At 68.9% G+C, this 15,484-nt stretch carries 14 protein-coding genes; all 14 read left to right on the forward strand.

Going from position 1 to position 15,484, the window contains the following annotated elements:
* Positions 1–12: 12 nt before the first annotated feature.
* Complete coding sequence (gene fusA, locus ACIRVF_RS02575) at positions 13–2,118, forward strand: elongation factor G (RefSeq protein ID WP_402812601.1); 2,106 nt, start codon at positions 13–15, stop codon at positions 2,116–2,118.
* A gap of 196 nt (positions 2,119–2,314) precedes the next feature.
* The gene (gene tuf / locus ACIRVF_RS02580; RefSeq protein ID WP_030280743.1) at positions 2,315–3,508 is read left to right on the forward strand and encodes an elongation factor Tu; all 1,194 of its coding nucleotides are present in this window, start codon (positions 2,315–2,317) and stop codon (positions 3,506–3,508) included.
* Positions 3,509–3,699: 191 nt separating this feature from the next.
* Positions 3,700–4,659 (forward strand): glycosyltransferase family 2 protein, encoded by a 960-nt coding sequence (locus tag ACIRVF_RS02585; protein ID WP_402812603.1) that lies wholly within the window; start codon positions 3,700–3,702, stop codon positions 4,657–4,659.
* Positions 4,656–5,102, forward strand: a complete 447-nt coding sequence (locus ACIRVF_RS02590; RefSeq protein ID WP_402812606.1) for a GtrA family protein — start codon at positions 4,656–4,658, stop codon at positions 5,100–5,102. The genes ACIRVF_RS02585 and ACIRVF_RS02590 overlap by 4 nt, the downstream gene beginning before the upstream one ends.
* A gap of 212 nt (positions 5,103–5,314) precedes the next feature.
* Entirely contained in the window at positions 5,315–7,393 is a 2,079-nt protein-coding gene (locus ACIRVF_RS02595) for a hypothetical protein (RefSeq protein ID WP_402812609.1), read from the forward strand.
* Positions 7,394–7,528: 135 nt separating this feature from the next.
* Entirely contained in the window at positions 7,529–8,851 is a 1,323-nt protein-coding gene (locus tag ACIRVF_RS02600) for a hypothetical protein (RefSeq protein WP_402812612.1), read from the forward strand.
* 84 nt (positions 8,852–8,935) lie between these two features.
* On the forward strand, positions 8,936–9,625 hold the full coding sequence (locus ACIRVF_RS02605) for a glycosyltransferase family 2 protein (protein ID WP_380418005.1): 690 nt from the start codon (positions 8,936–8,938) through the stop codon (positions 9,623–9,625).
* Entirely contained in the window at positions 9,622–9,999 is a 378-nt protein-coding gene (locus tag ACIRVF_RS02610; protein WP_402812616.1) for a DUF2304 domain-containing protein, read from the forward strand. Before ACIRVF_RS02605 ends, ACIRVF_RS02610 begins: the two co-directional genes overlap by 4 nt.
* A gap of 201 nt (positions 10,000–10,200) precedes the next feature.
* Positions 10,201–11,094, forward strand: a complete 894-nt coding sequence (locus ACIRVF_RS02615) for a glycosyltransferase family 2 protein (protein ID WP_046385840.1) — start codon at positions 10,201–10,203, stop codon at positions 11,092–11,094.
* A gap of 181 nt (positions 11,095–11,275) precedes the next feature.
* On the forward strand, positions 11,276–13,105 hold the full coding sequence (locus tag ACIRVF_RS02620) for a hypothetical protein (protein WP_402812618.1): 1,830 nt from the start codon (positions 11,276–11,278) through the stop codon (positions 13,103–13,105).
* Between the two features lie 394 nt (positions 13,106–13,499).
* Positions 13,500–13,808: a 30S ribosomal protein S10 gene (gene rpsJ / locus ACIRVF_RS02625; RefSeq protein WP_012785157.1), complete on the forward strand. Its 309-nt coding sequence runs from the start codon at positions 13,500–13,502 to the stop codon at positions 13,806–13,808.
* Positions 13,809–13,822: 14 nt separating this feature from the next.
* Positions 13,823–14,470: a 50S ribosomal protein L3 gene (gene rplC / locus ACIRVF_RS02630; protein ID WP_402812621.1), complete on the forward strand. Its 648-nt coding sequence runs from the start codon at positions 13,823–13,825 to the stop codon at positions 14,468–14,470.
* A gap of 4 nt (positions 14,471–14,474) precedes the next feature.
* Complete coding sequence (gene rplD / locus ACIRVF_RS02635; protein WP_402812624.1) at positions 14,475–15,152, forward strand: 50S ribosomal protein L4; 678 nt, start codon at positions 14,475–14,477, stop codon at positions 15,150–15,152.
* Positions 15,152–15,469: a 50S ribosomal protein L23 gene (rplW, locus tag ACIRVF_RS02640; RefSeq protein WP_030280768.1), complete on the forward strand. Its 318-nt coding sequence runs from the start codon at positions 15,152–15,154 to the stop codon at positions 15,467–15,469. Before rplD ends, rplW begins: the two co-directional genes overlap by 1 nt.
* The last annotated feature ends 15 nt before the right edge of the window (positions 15,470–15,484 follow it).

The raw sequence follows: 15,484 nt of genomic DNA on the forward strand, positions 1-15,484 counted from the left end.
GAACGAGCCACCATGGCTGCAACCTCCCTTGACCTCGCCAGGGTCCGCAACATCGGGATCATGGCGCACATCGACGCGGGCAAGACCACCACCACCGAGCGGATCCTGTTCTACACCGGTGTCTCGTACAAGATCGGTGAGGTCCACGATGGCGCTGCCACCATGGACTGGATGGAGCAGGAGCAGGAGCGCGGCATCACGATCACGTCGGCCGCGACGACCTGCCACTGGACGGTCGACGGCGTCGACAACACCATCAACATCATCGACACCCCGGGTCACGTCGACTTCACCGTCGAGGTGGAGCGCTCGCTGCGCGTCCTCGACGGTGCCGTCACGGTGTTCGACGGTGTCGCCGGTGTCGAGCCCCAGTCCGAGACCGTGTGGCGGCAGGCTGACCGCTACGGCGTCCCGCGCATCTGCTTCATCAACAAGCTGGACCGCACGGGCGCGAACTTCTTCTTCTGCGTCGACACCATCGTGGAGCGCCTCGGCGCCACCCCGCTGGTGATGCAGCTGCCGATCGGTGCCGAGGCGGACTTCCAGGGCGTTGTCGACCTGGTCCGCATGAAGGCTCTGGTCTGGTCCGCCGAGGCCGCCAAGGGCGAGATGTACGACGTCGTCGACATCCCGGCCGAGCTGCAGGAGCAGGCCGCGGAGTACCGCGAGCAGCTGATCGACACGGTCTCGAACGTCAGCGACGAGATCATGGAGCTCGCCCTTGAGGGCGAGGAGATCCCGGTCGAGCTGCTGCAGGACGCGATCCGCAAGGGCACCCTGAACTCGGACTTCACCCCGATCTTCTGCGGTACCGCCTTCAAGAACAAGGGCGTTCAGCCCCTGCTCGACGCGGTCGTCAAGTACCTGCCGTCGCCGCTGGACATCGAGTCCATCGAGGGCACCAAGCCGAACGACCCGGAGACCACCATCTCCCGTAAGGCTTCGGACGACGAGCCGCTGGCCGCGCTGGCGTTCAAGATCATGTCCGACCCTCACCTGGGCAAGCTCACCTTCGTCCGGATCTACTCCGGCCGCCTGGAGTCCGGCACCTCGGTGCTGAACGCCGTCAAGGGCAAGAAGGAGCGCATCGGCAAGATCTACCGCATGCACGCGAACAAGCGTGAGGAGATCGAGTCGGTGGGCGCCGGCGACATCGTCGCCGTCATGGGCCTGAAGCAGACCACCACCGGTGAGACGCTGGCCGACGAGAAGAACCCGGTCATCCTGGAGTCCATGGACTTCCCGGCCCCGGTCATCCGCGTCGCCATCGAGCCCAAGTCCAAGGGTGACCAGGAGAAGCTGGGTGTCGCCATCCAGCGTCTCGCCGAGGAGGACCCGTCCTTCCAGGTCAACACGGACGAGGAGACCGGCCAGACCATCATCGCGGGTATGGGCGAGCTGCACCTTGAGGTGCTCGTCGACCGTATGCGCCGTGAGTTCAAGGTCGAGGCCAACGTCGGCAAGCCGCAGGTCGCGTACCGCGAGACGATCCGTCAGGCCGTCGAGCGCATCGACTACACCCACAAGAAGCAGACCGGTGGTTCCGGTCAGTTCGCCAAGGTGCAGATCGCGATCGAGCCGCTTGAGCAGGCCGAGGGCTACGAGTTCGTCAACCTGGTCACCGGTGGCCGCGTCCCGCGCGAGTACATCCCGTCGGTCGACGCCGGTTGCCAGGAGGCCATGGAGTTCGGTGTCCTCGCCGGCTACCCGCTCCAGGGCGTTCGCGTGAAGCTGCTCGACGGCCAGTCGCACGACGTCGACTCCTCCGAGCTCGCGTTCAAGATCGCCGGTTCGATGGCCTTCAAGGAAGGCGCCAGGAAGGCCAAGCCGGTCCTTCTTGAGCCGATGATGGCCGTCGAGGTCACCACGCCCGAGGACTACATGGGCGATGTGATCGGCGACATCAACTCTCGCCGTGGCCAGATCCGGTCCATGGACGAGCGTCACGGTGCCCGCGTCGTCACGGCGCTGGTGCCCCTCTCCGAGATGTTCGGCTACGTCGGTGACCTGCGCAGCAAGACCTCTGGTCGCGCGAGCTACTCGATGCAGTTCGACTCGTACGCCGAGGTCCCCAAGGCCGTGGCTGAGGAGATCATCGCCAAGTCGAAGGGCGAGTGACGTCCCGATATTCGGGATGATTCACACCCCTTAGGCTATTAGGAGGCGACCCGGGAGGATCCGTCCGGATCCTCCCGGGGCCTCCGGCCCCCCACCCTCGGGACGGCGCGAGGTGCCTCGGGCATCCGGGCCGGGCCCGTATCAAAGACCAACTGACGTCAGCACGGCGTACAGGAACTGTCCTCAGGAGGACTCAGTGGCCAAGGCGAAGTTCGAGCGGACGAAGCCCCACGTCAACATCGGCACCATCGGTCACATCGACCACGGCAAGACCACGCTGACCGCGGCCATCACCAAGGTGCTGCACGACGCGTACCCGGAGATCAACCCCTTCACGCCGTTCGACCAGATCGACAAGGCCCCGGAGGAGCGTCAGCGCGGTATCACCATCTCGATCGCGCACGTCGAGTACCAGACCGAGGCGCGTCACTACGCCCACGTCGACTGCCCGGGTCACGCTGACTACATCAAGAACATGATCACCGGTGCTGCCCAGATGGACGGCGCCATCCTGGTGGTCGCCGCCACCGACGGCCCGATGCCGCAGACCAAGGAGCACGTCCTCCTGGCCCGCCAGGTCGGCGTTCCGTACATCGTCGTCGCCCTGAACAAGGCCGACATGGTGGACGACGAGGAGATCCTGGAGCTCGTCGAGCTTGAGGTCCGCGAGCTGCTCTCCGAGTACGAGTTCCCGGGCGACGACCTGCCGGTCGTCCGCGTCTCCGCCCTGAAGGCCCTTGAGGGCGACAAGGAGTGGGGCGAGAAGCTCCTCGGCCTCATGCACGCGGTCGACGAGAACATCCCCACCCCGGCCCGCGCCGTGGACCAGCCGTTCCTGATGCCGATCGAGGACGTCTTCACGATCACCGGTCGTGGCACCGTCGTCACCGGTCGCATCGAGCGCGGCATCCTCAAGGTCAACGAGACCGTCGACATCATCGGCATCAAGACCGAGAAGACCACCACCACGGTCACCGGCATCGAGATGTTCCGCAAGCTGCTCGACGAGGGCCAGGCCGGTGAGAACGTCGGTCTGCTGCTCCGTGGCATCAAGCGCGAGGACGTCGAGCGCGGCCAGGTCATCATCAAGCCGGGTTCGGTTACCCCGCACACCGACTTCGAGGCCCAGGCCTACATCCTGTCGAAGGACGAGGGTGGCCGCCACACCCCGTTCTTCAACAACTACCGCCCGCAGTTCTACTTCCGTACCACGGACGTGACCGGCGTCGTGACCCTCCCCGAGGGCACCGAGATGGTCATGCCGGGCGACAACACCGCCATGACCGTCGCGCTGATCCAGCCCGTCGCCATGGAGGAGGGCCTGAAGTTCGCCATCCGTGAGGGTGGCCGCACCGTCGGCGCCGGCCAGGTCACCAAGATCGTCAAGTAATCTGACGCTCTGACCTGCCTGCCTCGTCAGGCTCGTCCGAAGGGCCCCACGCACCTCGCGGTGCGTGGGGCCCTTCGGCGTCCAACCGGGCGTTCACCTGGGCGCACTCGCTCTCACGGACAGCTCATGGCCGACTGTTATGGTCGGCTCACCATCCAGCCCCCGCCGTCGCGGAAAGTGGGACCCAACGCATGTCTACCGCACCGCTGTTGTCGGTCGTGATGCCGATCTACAACGAGCAGGAGGCACTCCCGCTGACCGTCGAGCGGCTGCGTCCGATCCTGGACGGGCTGGGCGTCGACTACGAGGTCGTCGGGGTGGACGACGGCAGCCGGGACGCCACACCCGTGCTGATGCAGAAGATCCGGCAGGACTGGCCGGAGTTCCGCATCGTCCGCTTCGCCCGCAACTCCGGCCACCAGGCCGCGCTCACCGCGGGCATCCACCGGGCGCTCGGCGACTACGTGGTCAGCATCGACGCCGACCTGCAGGACCCGCCGGAGAAGATCCCCGAGATGCTCTCCCTGGCCCGCGAGCAGAGCCTCGACGTGGTCTACGGCGTGCGGGGGGACCGCGGCACCGACACCGCCTTCAAGCGCCGGACGGCCGGCGCGTACTACTGGCTGATGCGCAAGCTGGTCGGCAAGCGGATGCCCAACCAGGCCGGCGACTTCCGGCTGCTCAGCCGCAACGCCGTGGACGCCCTCAAGCAGCTGCCCGAGCACCAGCCGGTCTACCGGCTGCTGGTGCCCTGGCTCGGCTTCCCCAGTGGCGAGGTGGTGTACGTCCGCGAGGAGCGGGTGGCCGGCGGCACCCACTACCCGCTGTCCAAGATGGTGCGGCTCGCGCTGGACAGCATCACCAACTTCTCCGCCGCCCCGCTGCGGCTGGCCACCTACCTCGGCCTGGTCAGCTTCGTGGTCTGCATCGCGCTCGGGATCCACGCCACCGTCTCCTACGCGCTCGGGTCGACCGTGCCCGGCTGGTCCTCGCTGTTCATCGGGATGCTGTTCCTCGGCGGCGTGCAGCTGATCTGCGTCGGACTGCTGGGGGAGTACGTCGGCCGGATCTACTCCGCGGTGCAGGCCCGCCCGACCTACTTCGTCGGCTACGACTCGGCCGAGGATGACGAGCGGGGCCGGGGCCGGTGACCCTGACCGGCGAACCCGCCACCCCCACCCCCGGGCGCCGCCGCCAGCTGCCGTCCTTCCTGGTCATCGGCGTCCTGAGCACCGTCTTCTACCTGGGGCTGTTCGTCGTCGCGCGGTGGTTCACCGACCCGCAGACCGCGAACCTGATCGCCCTGGCCGTCAGCGCGGTCGCCAACACCGCGGCCAACCGCCGGTACACCTTCGGGGTGGTCGGCTCGCGGGGCATGGTCCGCCACCAGCTGCAGGGCGCGGTGGCCTTCCTGATCGGGCTCGGCCTCAGCTCGGGCGTGCTCGCCCTGCTGGACCGGGTGGTGCCGCACGCCTCCAGGCCGGTGGAGGTCGGCGGGCTGATCGTCGCCAACGGGCTGGCCACGGTGGCCCGGTTCGTGCTGTTGAAGGTCTGGGTCTTCCGCGGAGGGGAGTCCGGACCGTCCGGGTCCTGACCAGGGATCCGGTCGGACCCGTCGGCCGTCCGGCGCCGCCGGCCTTGCCCCGGCGCGGTGGTTCGCGGGCGATCCCGAGGCCCTGCTCGGTCTGGACCAATGACACTCTCGGTATGCTGACCGCTGGCAGCCTGCCCGCAGACGGTGGCGGAAGTCCGGACCCGCAAGGGGGGAGACGGGCGGCAGGGACTTGACCGGAGGGGCACGGCACCGTGTCGACCACGCACAGCTCACCCGACAGCGCGATCCGGCGCGGGACCGTGCCATCGGAACCCCCGCCCTCGCCCCCGCCCACCGGCGGTAGACGGCCGCGGCGCAGCCCGTTCGTCCTGGCAGGCGGGCTCGCCCTGTCCTGGCTGGTGCCGGCCGGCCTGGTCGCGCTGCACCTGGGCGTCGTGCTGCTGCCGCTGCTGCTGCTCGCGGTCGCCGCCGTGATCAGGGTCGGCGGCGTGCTGCTCGACCGGCTCTTCGTCGCCGGGCTGATACTGGCCGGCTCGGTGCTGACCTTCGGCCTGGTCTTCTCGCTCTGGCCCTGGGGCCTGTCGCCGACGGCCACCACCGGTGTGATGTTCAGCGTGCTGACCGCGGCCGCATGGGCCGCCGGGCGCGCCCCCCGGTTGCCGCTGCGCTTCCGCTGGTCCGACCTGCTGGTGCTGGGCACCTTCGCCGGGATGTGGCACTACCTGTTCCACCCGGTCGACGGCGCCTCGGCGGCCGAGCGGGTCGCCTACTTCGCCACGGCGGAGGACCGGCTGTCGCACTTCTCCTTCTTCTCCGGCATCCAGGGGGTCGGGGGCTACGACTTCCTCCACCAGGAAGCCGCCAGGTCCTACCTGATACCGCCGTCCGAGGTGACCTACCCGCAGGGCTCGCACTTCCTGCTGGCCTGGACCGATTCCCTGGTCCACTCCGCCGCCGACCCCGGCGACATGATCCACACCATGAACCGGTACTTCCTGTACCTGCTGGTGGCGTACGCGTTGTTCTGCACCGCGCTGGTGTGGGCGGCCCGCTGGATCGGCGGACCGCGGCTGCGCGGCTGGCGGGCGGCGGCGGTCTGCGCGACCGTCGGCGCGATCATGTTCGCGAGCAACTACCTGGACCTGCTGGCCCACGGCTTCGACTCGACCTTCATCGGCCTGCTGCTGATCGCGCTCGCGCTCGCGGTGCTGATCCGTCCGGCGATGGGCCGCACCGAGTTCGTGCTGGCCGCCGCGGCCGGGCTGATCACCGTGACCTACACGTACAACATCTACGGCGCGTTCGTCGGGGTGGCCCTGCTGGGAGCGCTGGTGGTGCACCGGCGCAGGTTCGCCGGGCGCTGGTGGTGGATCCTCGGCGCGCTGGCGTGCGCGCTGGGCGTGGCCGCGCTGCCGAGCGTCCTCTCGGTCATGGGCAACCTGGACGTGGCCGGCGCGTCGAACATGAGCGGCCCGAGCGTCGGCGCGGACCGCTCGATCCTCATCGGCGGCGGGCTGCTCGGGCTGCTGGCGGCGGCCATGCCGCGCAACCGCCGCACCGCCACCGGTCGGCAGCACCTGGTGGTGCTGCTCGGCACGGGCGGCCTGCTCAGCGCCTTCGCGGTCTACCAGCTGAACACCATCGGCAAGTACTCGTACTACTTCCACAAGATGACGGCCGTCGGCGTGGTGGTCGCCCTGATCTCGATCGGCGCGGTCGGGGCGATGCTGCAGACGCCGCACCGGCGCACCGGCAACGCACTGGCCCGGCGCCTGGGCGAGCTGGCGCTCTCCGGGCTGACCGTCGCCGCCGCACTGAGCCTCTTCGCCAACGTGCAGTGGGGCTTCCTGGCCACCAAGGACGCCCCGTCCGCGTGGTCCAACAACCCGCTGGTGGCCTGGGGCCGCGGCGGGTTCGAGACCGACATGGGCCCCGAGGGCATGGACGGCCTGAAGGTCCTGCGCGGCGACGGACCGGTGATCGCGCTGGTCTCCAACGACTCCGTCAAGAACCTCAAGGCCACCTGGCTCGCCTCGCTGATGAACCGGCGCGGCGGCGACATGAAGGCGCTGTACGACATCCACTGGGTGGACATCGGCGGTCCGCAGGTGAAGGAGGAGGACTACCAGCGCTCCTTCGGCAGGCTGAAGGGCGCCATCGAGAAGCTCCCCGCGCCGCACCCGACGCCGACCATCCTGACCGCCGACCGTTCCGTGGGTGAGCGGATCAAGCGGGACCTGGCCAAGGGCGGCCTCACGGTCAACGTGCTGAGCGATCAGGGGATCCTGTGGACCCAGCCGTGGGGCCGCACCTTCCCCGGAACCGTCTGAGATGACGTCCGAGGGAACGCCCGTGCGCACTGAGCATTCACGGCCACCCGCTACTATTCACAGCAATCGCACGGCTTGGCCGGCCTCGTGCGGAGGCGTGTGGCACGGCCGGCCGGTGAATTCGGTGGTCATGTGATGAAGAACCCGATCGCCAAGCTGCTTGGGGTACTCCCCCCGGGGGCGCGGCTCGTGGTCGGTGGCACGGTCGTGCTCGGAGCCTCGGCGTACGTCTACATGGCGCTCGTGGGCTACAGCCTGAGCACCGTCGGCGCGGCCAGGGTGACGATGCTCTGGACCATCGTGATGTCCGTGGGGTGGGGGCTCTTCCAGCCGGTCGAGCTGGAGCTGACCCGGCTGGTGGCCGCCCGCAAGGTCGCCGGACACGGCGCGCTGCCCGCGGTACGGCGGATGCTGCTGCTCGCCATGGCCATCCTGGTCGGGGTCTGCGCGCTGCTGGCGGTCGCCGCCCGTCCGGTCGCCGACCAGTTGTTCAGCGGCGACCGGAGCCTGGTGGTCGCGCTGGCCGGCGGCCTGGCCGGCCTCGCGGTGAGCTCGGTCGCCCGCGGGGCGCTGGCGGGCCTGGGCCTGTTCGGCCCGTACGGCACCCAGCTGGCGGTCGACGGCGGCCTGCGCATCGGGCTGGCCGGTGCGGCGGCGGCGGTGGGCCTGCACTCGGCGATGGTCTTCGGCCTGATCCTCTTCGTCTCCCCGCTGCTGGCCTCGCTGATCGGCCTGCGCGACACCCTGGCCGACCGCACCCCCGGGCCGGAGGTCTCCTGGAAGCAGCTGACCAGCGGCCTCGGTCTGCTGATCGCCTCGGTGATGCTCAGCCAGCTGGTGGTCAACGCGACCGTGGTCTGCGTGCGCCTGCTCTCGCCGAAGCACTCCGAGGCCTCCGACGCCCTGGTCTTCGCGGTCGGCCAGGCCGTGGTGATGGCCCGGGCGCCGCTGTTCGCCTACAGCGCCCTGCAGGCCTCGATGGTCTCCGCGCTCTCCGGTGCCGCCGCGGCCGGCGACCACGGCGAGTTCCGCAAGGTGCTGACCCGCACCACCGCCATCGTCGCCGCGATGTGCATCGGCGGCGGCCTGCCGGTGATCGTGCTCGGTTCCGAGCTCAACCCGCTGCTGTTCAACGCGAAGGACGTGCTCGGACCGCTGGACTTCACCTGGCTGGTGTTCGGGACGCTCTGCTACGTCCTCGCGACGGTCTTCGGCCAGGCGCTGATGTCGAGCGCCCAGCACCGTCGTCAACTGGTGGGCTGGACCGCAGGTTCCGTAGCATTGGTGGCTGTCGCGCTCGCACCGGGCAACGTGGGTCTCCGGGCGGAGCTCGCGTACCTGGCGGGCTCGTTGGTCAGTGCCGTCCTGATGTTGTGGTCGCTGTACCGTGCCTTCCCCTCCCGCCCCGCCGCCGTGTCGGCAGACCGGTCCGCAGCACAGCCGCTGCGGACCTCCTGAGGGTGGGCCCCGACGCCATGACCATCACCGATAGACAGACCCGAGGCACGGGCCGCCGTGCCGTTCGCCAAGCATGGAGCACCTGTGTCCGAGTATGACAACGTCTGGCTGGTGATCCCGGCCTACAACGAAGGCCAGGTGATCGCCGACGTCGTGGAGGGGGCACGCAAGACCTTCCCGAACATCGTGGTGATCGACGACGGCTGCACCGACGACACGGCCGAGCACGTCATGACGACCGGCGCCCACCTGGTGCGGCACCCGGTCAACCTGGGGCAGGGCGCCGCGCTCCAGACCGGCCTCAAGTACGCGCTCGCCCAGGAGGGCGCCGAGTACTTCGCGACCTTCGACGCGGACGGCCAGCACCAGACCGCCGACGTCGAGAAGATGGTGGCGCTGCTGCGCGAGGGGGAGGCCGACATCGTCCTCGGCTCCCGGTTCATCGAGCAGACCGGCCAGGTGCCGTGGATCAAGCGGGTGGTGCTCCGCACCGCCGCCGCCGTCAGCCCGACGGCCCGCAAGCTCAAGCTCACCGACGCGCACAACGGTCTGCGGGTGATGAACCGCGAGGCCGCCAGCCGGATCAAGATCACCATGAACGGCATGGCGCACGCTTCGGAGATCGTCTCCTTCCTCGCCGGCTCGGACCTCCGGGTCGCCGAGGTTCCGGTGGACATCCTGTACACCGACTACTCGCGCGCCAAGGGCCAGTCCCTGATCAACGGCGTGAACATCCTCTTCGACATCTCGCTGCGGGAGCGTAACGGCCGATGAACCACCTCTGGATCCAGCTCATCCTGGTCGTGGCCGCGGTGGCCATGGCGCTCGTCTTCGTCTGGCGCTGGGACAAGGCGAACACCCGGGCGTGGAAGCGCATCGCCTTCACGCTCTTCGTGATCGTCAACGTGGTCGCGATCCTGTGGCCGAGCGGTGTGACCAAGCTGGCCACCGCGCTGGGCGTCGGCCGCGGCACCGACCTGGTGCTCTACCTGATGGTCATCGCCATGGGCTTCCTGACCCTCAACACCTACCTGCGCTTCCGCTCGCTGGAGAAGAAGATCACCGACCTGGCCCGCACCGTGGCCATCACCGAGGGCGTCCGCCACAACAACGACCGGCTCAACGCCCCGGTCGGCTCCGAGCGCTGATCCCGGCCGGTTCACGACGGCGCAGTACCAGTGGCTGAGGGCCGGCCCCGTCCGGGGCCGGCCCTCAGCCACTCGCGGCGAGGCCCGGCCCCGACCCCGGTCGACGCACCGGAACCGCGGACCTGTTTGACTTGGCTCGCCCGGTGGCCGCGGCCGGGCGGCACCGAAGCATGATCCAGGACCAGGAGGTGCGGCGCCGCCATGAGCGTCGATTTCGTCATCCCGTACTACGGCGACCCGGAGTACCTGTTCGCCACCATCGACAGCATCCGGGCCCAGCACCAGCAGGACTGGCGGCTGACCGTGGTGGACGACCAGTACCCGGGCAACCGGGCGCTGGAGTACATCGAGGGCCTGAACGACGAGCGGATCCGCTACGTCCGCAACGAGGAGCGGCTCGGCCCCAACGGCAACACCTACAAGGCGTCCACCCTGGCCGAGCGCGAGTTCGTCTCGATGATGGGTGCCGACGACCTGCTGGAGCCGAACTACCTCGACGTCGTCCTAGAGCGGATGAAGGCCGACCCGAACGCGATCGCGGTCCAGCCGGGCGTGAAGGTGATGGACAGCGACGGGGTCCTGGTGCCGTCGCTCGGCATCGGCGACAAGGTCAAGCGCCGGATCGCCGCCCCGGCCCGCAAGGCCGGCCTGATCAGCGGCGAGGACGCGGTGAAGAGCCTGCTGTCCGGCAACTGGCTGTACACCCCGTCGCTGCTCTACCGGCAGTCCGCGCTGTCGAAGATCCCGTACCGCCCGGACATCGACGCCGTCCATGACCTGGCCTTCATGGTCGACATGCTGATGGAGGGCGGCAACCTGCTGGTCGACGAGCGCGAGGTGTTCCGCTACCGCCGCCACCAGGCCAGCGACTCCTCGACCCGGGTCAAGGACGGCAAGCGCTTCGACGAGGAGCTGCGCTACTACGGCCTGATCGCCAAGGAACTGCGCGCCAAGGGCTGGAACGCGGCGGCCCGCTCGGCCGACCTGCACCTCTCCTCCCGGCTGCACGCCCTGATGGTGGCCGCCGGACGCCTCGGCGCGGGGGACTTCGCCCACGCCGGTGCCATGGTCGGCCGCGCCGTCCGCAGCAGCTGACAGGGCCGCACCGGGGCCGCGGCCGGGCTTCGTGCGCCGGATGATCACACTGGCTCCACCTCAGGCCGCGTGACAGACTTCGCGAGCGATCCAAGGAGTGGGGGTGCGTGCGGGTGATGCGCGGCGCACCTGCAAGCAGGACATGACAAGTGCTGGTTCCAACAACGAGGGAAGTGCCCCGGTGCAGCCGTTGATCGATTCCGCCCACGAGCCCGACGGGCGGGCATGGGGAGAGGGCGGTGACGGGAACGCGACCGGGGCCGCCGAGAAGGCGACGCCCTCGGCCCTCGTGGTCCGACTGGGGGCGCTGGCCACCCACCGCTGGTTCTGGCCGGTGGCCCTGCTGCTCGGCTACCTGGGGCAGACGGCGTTCCGGCTGGTGCTGTCGATCCACAACTACTACCCCTCGGTGCACGCGGACGAGGACGGCTACCTCGCGATCGCGCGGGTGCTGGCCGGTCGGCCGACGACCGAGATGCCGACGGGCGTGATCATCCCCGGCGGCTACTCGCTGCTGATCTCGCCGGCGCTGCGGATCGCGGACAACCCGAACACCGCGTACCACCTGATCATGGGCATCAACGCGGTGCTCAACGCGCTGGTCTTCCCGCTGGCCTTCGTGGCGGCGCGCCGCCTGGGCCTGTCCCGGCCGCAGGCGTACCTCGCGGGCACCGCCGTCGCGCTGGTGCCACCGGTGATCTTCTACTCCCAGTTCGTCATGACGGACACCGTCCTCCCGGTGCTCCTGCTGATCTGGCTGATCGGGATGCACGGCTGGCTCTCGCCCGGCTCGGCGCGCCGCCGCTCGCTGCACGCGGTGGCGATGAGCCTGGCCGCCGGCTACTCGATGGCCACCCATGACCGCGGCGGCGTGGTCGTGGCGCTGACGGCACTGGCCCTGGTCGTGGTGCTGGCCATCGGCTGGGCGCCGCGGCTCGCCTCGTTGGCCGGGATCGGCGCGCTCGGTGTGGCCTTCCTGGGCGCCAAGCTGCTGGACCGCTTCGTCACGAGCCAGTTCAAGGACGTGCCGGGGGCGGGTGTCGGCAACAAGGTCTTCGAGAACCTTGAGGACCGCAAGTACACCGGCACGATCATCGTCCGCACCCTCGGCGAGCTCTGGTACTTCTTCACGTCGTCCTACGGCCTCGGGGCGGTCGCCTTCGTGCTGTGCGTGGTGGCGGTGTTCCGCCGCCGGTCCTCGGCGGCCGAGCGGGTGGTCGCCTTCTGCATGGTCGCCATGCTCTGCGGCACCGCGCTGGCCTCCGCCGCGGGCCTGGCGGACAACGAGCGCATCGACAACTGGGTGTACGCCCGGTACTGCGCCGTACTGGTGCCGGTGTTCCTGGTGGTCGGCCTGGCGCCGCTGTTCCGGGCCGGCACGCGCTCGCTGCTGCGGCTGGCCCTGGCCGGCGTGGTGGTCATCGGGATCACCGGGCTGTCGGTCACCGAGTACGCGGGCTCCAAGCTCAACGCCTGGGTCATCCCGTGGACCGTGCCGGACGCGCAGTTCCTCTCCTCGACCTACGACGGCCTGCACATGGGCCGTACGACCTTCGGTGCGCTCGCCGTGCTCGCGGCCTGCCTGCTGCTGCGGGTGGCCGGTGGTCGCCGGGTCGTGGCGGCCGTGGTGGCCTGCCTGGCGGTCTTCGCCGCCTACGCGACGGTCACCGTCACCAACAACATCGCCGACTCGCACTCCAAGTTCCGCAAGTACGAGGCCGTCGGCCTGGCCAAGGAAGCCGGGCTGGGCAAGGGCGACAACGTGATCCTGGACTGGGACCTCGACTGGGGCGTCCGGATGTCGCTGGCCTTCGAGGTCTACTGGGGCCGGGTCTGGACCAGCAACGTGAAGTACGGCAACACCCCGCCGGAGAAGGCCAACGCGATGCTGCTGACCGTCTCCAAGGACAAGGGCGCCACGCCGCAGTCCAGTTGGCCCAAGCCGCTGCCGGGCTGGCACGTCGCGAAGTACGACATGGACCGCGGCTGGGTGCTCTGGCGCAAGGGCTGAGCTGCGGGACCACCCGATCGGGGCCGGTGAGGTACGCCTCACCGGCCCCGATTGGCATCCCGGCTGCTCCATGTGGCAGTATGTCCAAGTTGCTCGGTTGAGTGCCGATGCTGCGCGCCTCCCGCCGGGAGGACTGGAAGCGAGTCCCATGTACTCGTCGTTCCCGTGATGGCCGTCAAGCGTGAGTTCTACGCCACGGCAGCTGCGGGGCGAAAGTACGGGAATCTTCCGGGAAGCGTGAGCGGGGCCTCGACCCGGCGGCCCCTCACCCCCGAAAGTTCGAAACCGACGAAGTACTTCGCCGGTTTTTTGCAAGCGCTAGTGCGACACGCCCGAGCGCGGGGGCCGGAGGGGAGTCGTGAAGTGACTAAGGACAAAGGACTACTGAGTAGCCATGGCGGGACAGAAGATCCGCATCCGGCTCAAGGCCTACGACCACGAGGTCATCGACTCCTCGGCGAAGAAGATCGTCGAGACGGTGATCCGTACTGGTGCGCAGGTCGCAGGCCCGGTGCCGCTGCCCACTGAGAAGAACGTGTACTGCGTCATCCGCTCGCCGCACAAGTACAAGGACTCGCGCGAGCACTTCGAGATGCGTACTCACAAGCGTCTGATCGACATCCTCGACCCCACGCCGAAGACGGTTGACTCGCTCATGCGTCTCGACCTGCCGGCCGGCGTCGACATCGAGATCAAGCTCTGAGAGGCGCACCGAAGATGGCTAAGCAGATTAAGGGCATCCTGGGCGAGAAGCTCGGCATGACCCAGGTCTGGGACGAGAACAACCGGGTCGTCCCGGTGACCGTCGTCAAGGCTGGGCCCAATGTCGTGACCCAGGTCCACACCGCCGACAGCGCGGCCGGCTACAGCGCCGTCCAGCTCGGCTTCGGCGAGATCGACCCCCGCAAGGTGAACAAGCCCCTCGCGGGCCACTTCGCCAAGGCCGGTGTCACCCCGCGCCGCCACCTGGTCGAGATCCGTACCTCGGACGCGTCCGAGTACACCCTGGGCCAGGAGATCACCGCCGAGCTGTTCGAGGCGGGTGTCAAGGTCGACGTGACCGGCACCTCCAAGGGCAAGGGCTTCGCCGGTGTCATGAAGCGCCACAACTTCCGTGGTCTCGGCGCCGGTCACGGCACCCAGCGCAAGCACCGCTCGCCCGGTTCCATCGGTGGCTGCGCCACCCCGGGCCGTGTGTTCAAGGGCCTGCGCATGGCTGGTCGGATGGGCCACGAGCGTGTGACCACCCAGAACCTGACCGTGCACGCGGTCGACGCGGAGAAGGGTCTGCTGCTCATCAAGGGCGCCGTCCCGGGCCCGAACGGCGGCCTCGTCCTCGTCCGCACCGCGGCGAAGGGGCTGTGAGGAAATGAGCACCATTGACATCCTGTCGCCGGCTGGCGACAAGACCGGCAGCATCGAGCTGCCGGCCGAGATCTTCGACGCGAAGGTCAGCGTTCCGCTGATGCACCAGGTCGTCGTGGCGCAGCTCGCTGCGGCCCGTCAGGGCACCCACAAGACCAAGACTCGCGGCGAGGTCCGCGGTGGCGGCAAGAAGCCGTACCGCCAGAAGGGCACCGGCCGCGCCCGTCAGGGCTCGACCCGTGCGCCGCAGTTCGCCGGCGGTGGCGTCGTGCACGGTCCCGTGCCGCGCGACTACTCGCAGCGGACCCCGAAGAAGATGATCGCCGCCGCCCTGCGCGGTGCGCTCACCGACCGGGCCCGCCACAACCGCATTCACGTCATCACCGGCGTGACCGCGACCGAGGCGCCGTCGACCAAGGCCGCCAAGGGCCTGTTCGGCAAGATCACCGACCGCAAGAACGTCCTCCTGGTCGTCGAGCGCTCGGACGAGCTGGGCCTGAAGTCCGCTCGCAACCTGCCGAACGTGCACATCCTGGACGCGGGTCAGCTGAACACCTACGACGTGCTCGTCTCCGACGATGTGGTCTTCACCCAGGCCGCCTTCGAGCGTTTCGTGGCCGGTCCGGCCGCGTCCGCCAAGGCCGTTGCCGCTGAGGGCGAGCTCGAAGGGAGCGCCGCCTGATGAGCGACGTTACGAGCAAGACGTTCACGGACCCCCGTGACGTCCTGGTGAAGCCGGTCATCTCGGAGAAGAGCTACTCGCTCCTCGACGAGAACAAGTACACGTTCATCGTGTCGCCGGGCGCCAACAAGACCCAGATCAAGCAGGCCGTCGAGGCGGTCTTCTCGGTCAAGGTCGAGGCTGTCAACACGATCAACCGTCAGGGCAAGCGCAAGCGCTCCAAGACGGGCTTTGGCAAGCGCAAGGACACCAAGCGCGCCATCGTGACGCTGGCCGAGGGCAACCGCATCGACATCTTCGGTGGTCCGGTCTCCTGAATCAGGAGATCGTGA

This window comes from Kitasatospora sp. NPDC101157 (genome assembly GCF_044768255.1).
GTDB lineage: Bacteria > Actinomycetota > Actinomycetes > Streptomycetales > Streptomycetaceae > Kitasatospora.

Bases quoted from the DNA above. Each gene is read 5' to 3' on its own strand.
- fusA (WP_402812601.1), top strand. From the start codon at position 13: ATGGCTGCAACCTCCCTTGACCTCGCCAGGGTCCGCAACATCGGGATC.
- ACIRVF_RS02585 (WP_402812603.1), top strand. From the start codon at position 3,700: ATGTCTACCGCACCGCTGTTGTCGGTCGTGATGCCGATCTACAACGAG.
- ACIRVF_RS02600 (WP_402812612.1), top strand. From the start codon at position 7,529: ATGAAGAACCCGATCGCCAAGCTGCTTGGGGTACTCCCCCCGGGGGCG.
- ACIRVF_RS02610 (WP_402812616.1), top strand. From the start codon at position 9,622: ATGAACCACCTCTGGATCCAGCTCATCCTGGTCGTGGCCGCGGTGGCC.
- ACIRVF_RS02615 (WP_046385840.1), top strand. From the start codon at position 10,201: ATGAGCGTCGATTTCGTCATCCCGTACTACGGCGACCCGGAGTACCTG.
- rpsJ (WP_012785157.1), top strand. From the start codon at position 13,500: ATGGCGGGACAGAAGATCCGCATCCGGCTCAAGGCCTACGACCACGAG.
- rplC (WP_402812621.1), top strand. From the start codon at position 13,823: ATGGCTAAGCAGATTAAGGGCATCCTGGGCGAGAAGCTCGGCATGACC.
- rplD (WP_402812624.1), top strand. From the start codon at position 14,475: ATGAGCACCATTGACATCCTGTCGCCGGCTGGCGACAAGACCGGCAGC.
- rplW (WP_030280768.1), top strand. From the start codon at position 15,152: ATGAGCGACGTTACGAGCAAGACGTTCACGGACCCCCGTGACGTCCTG.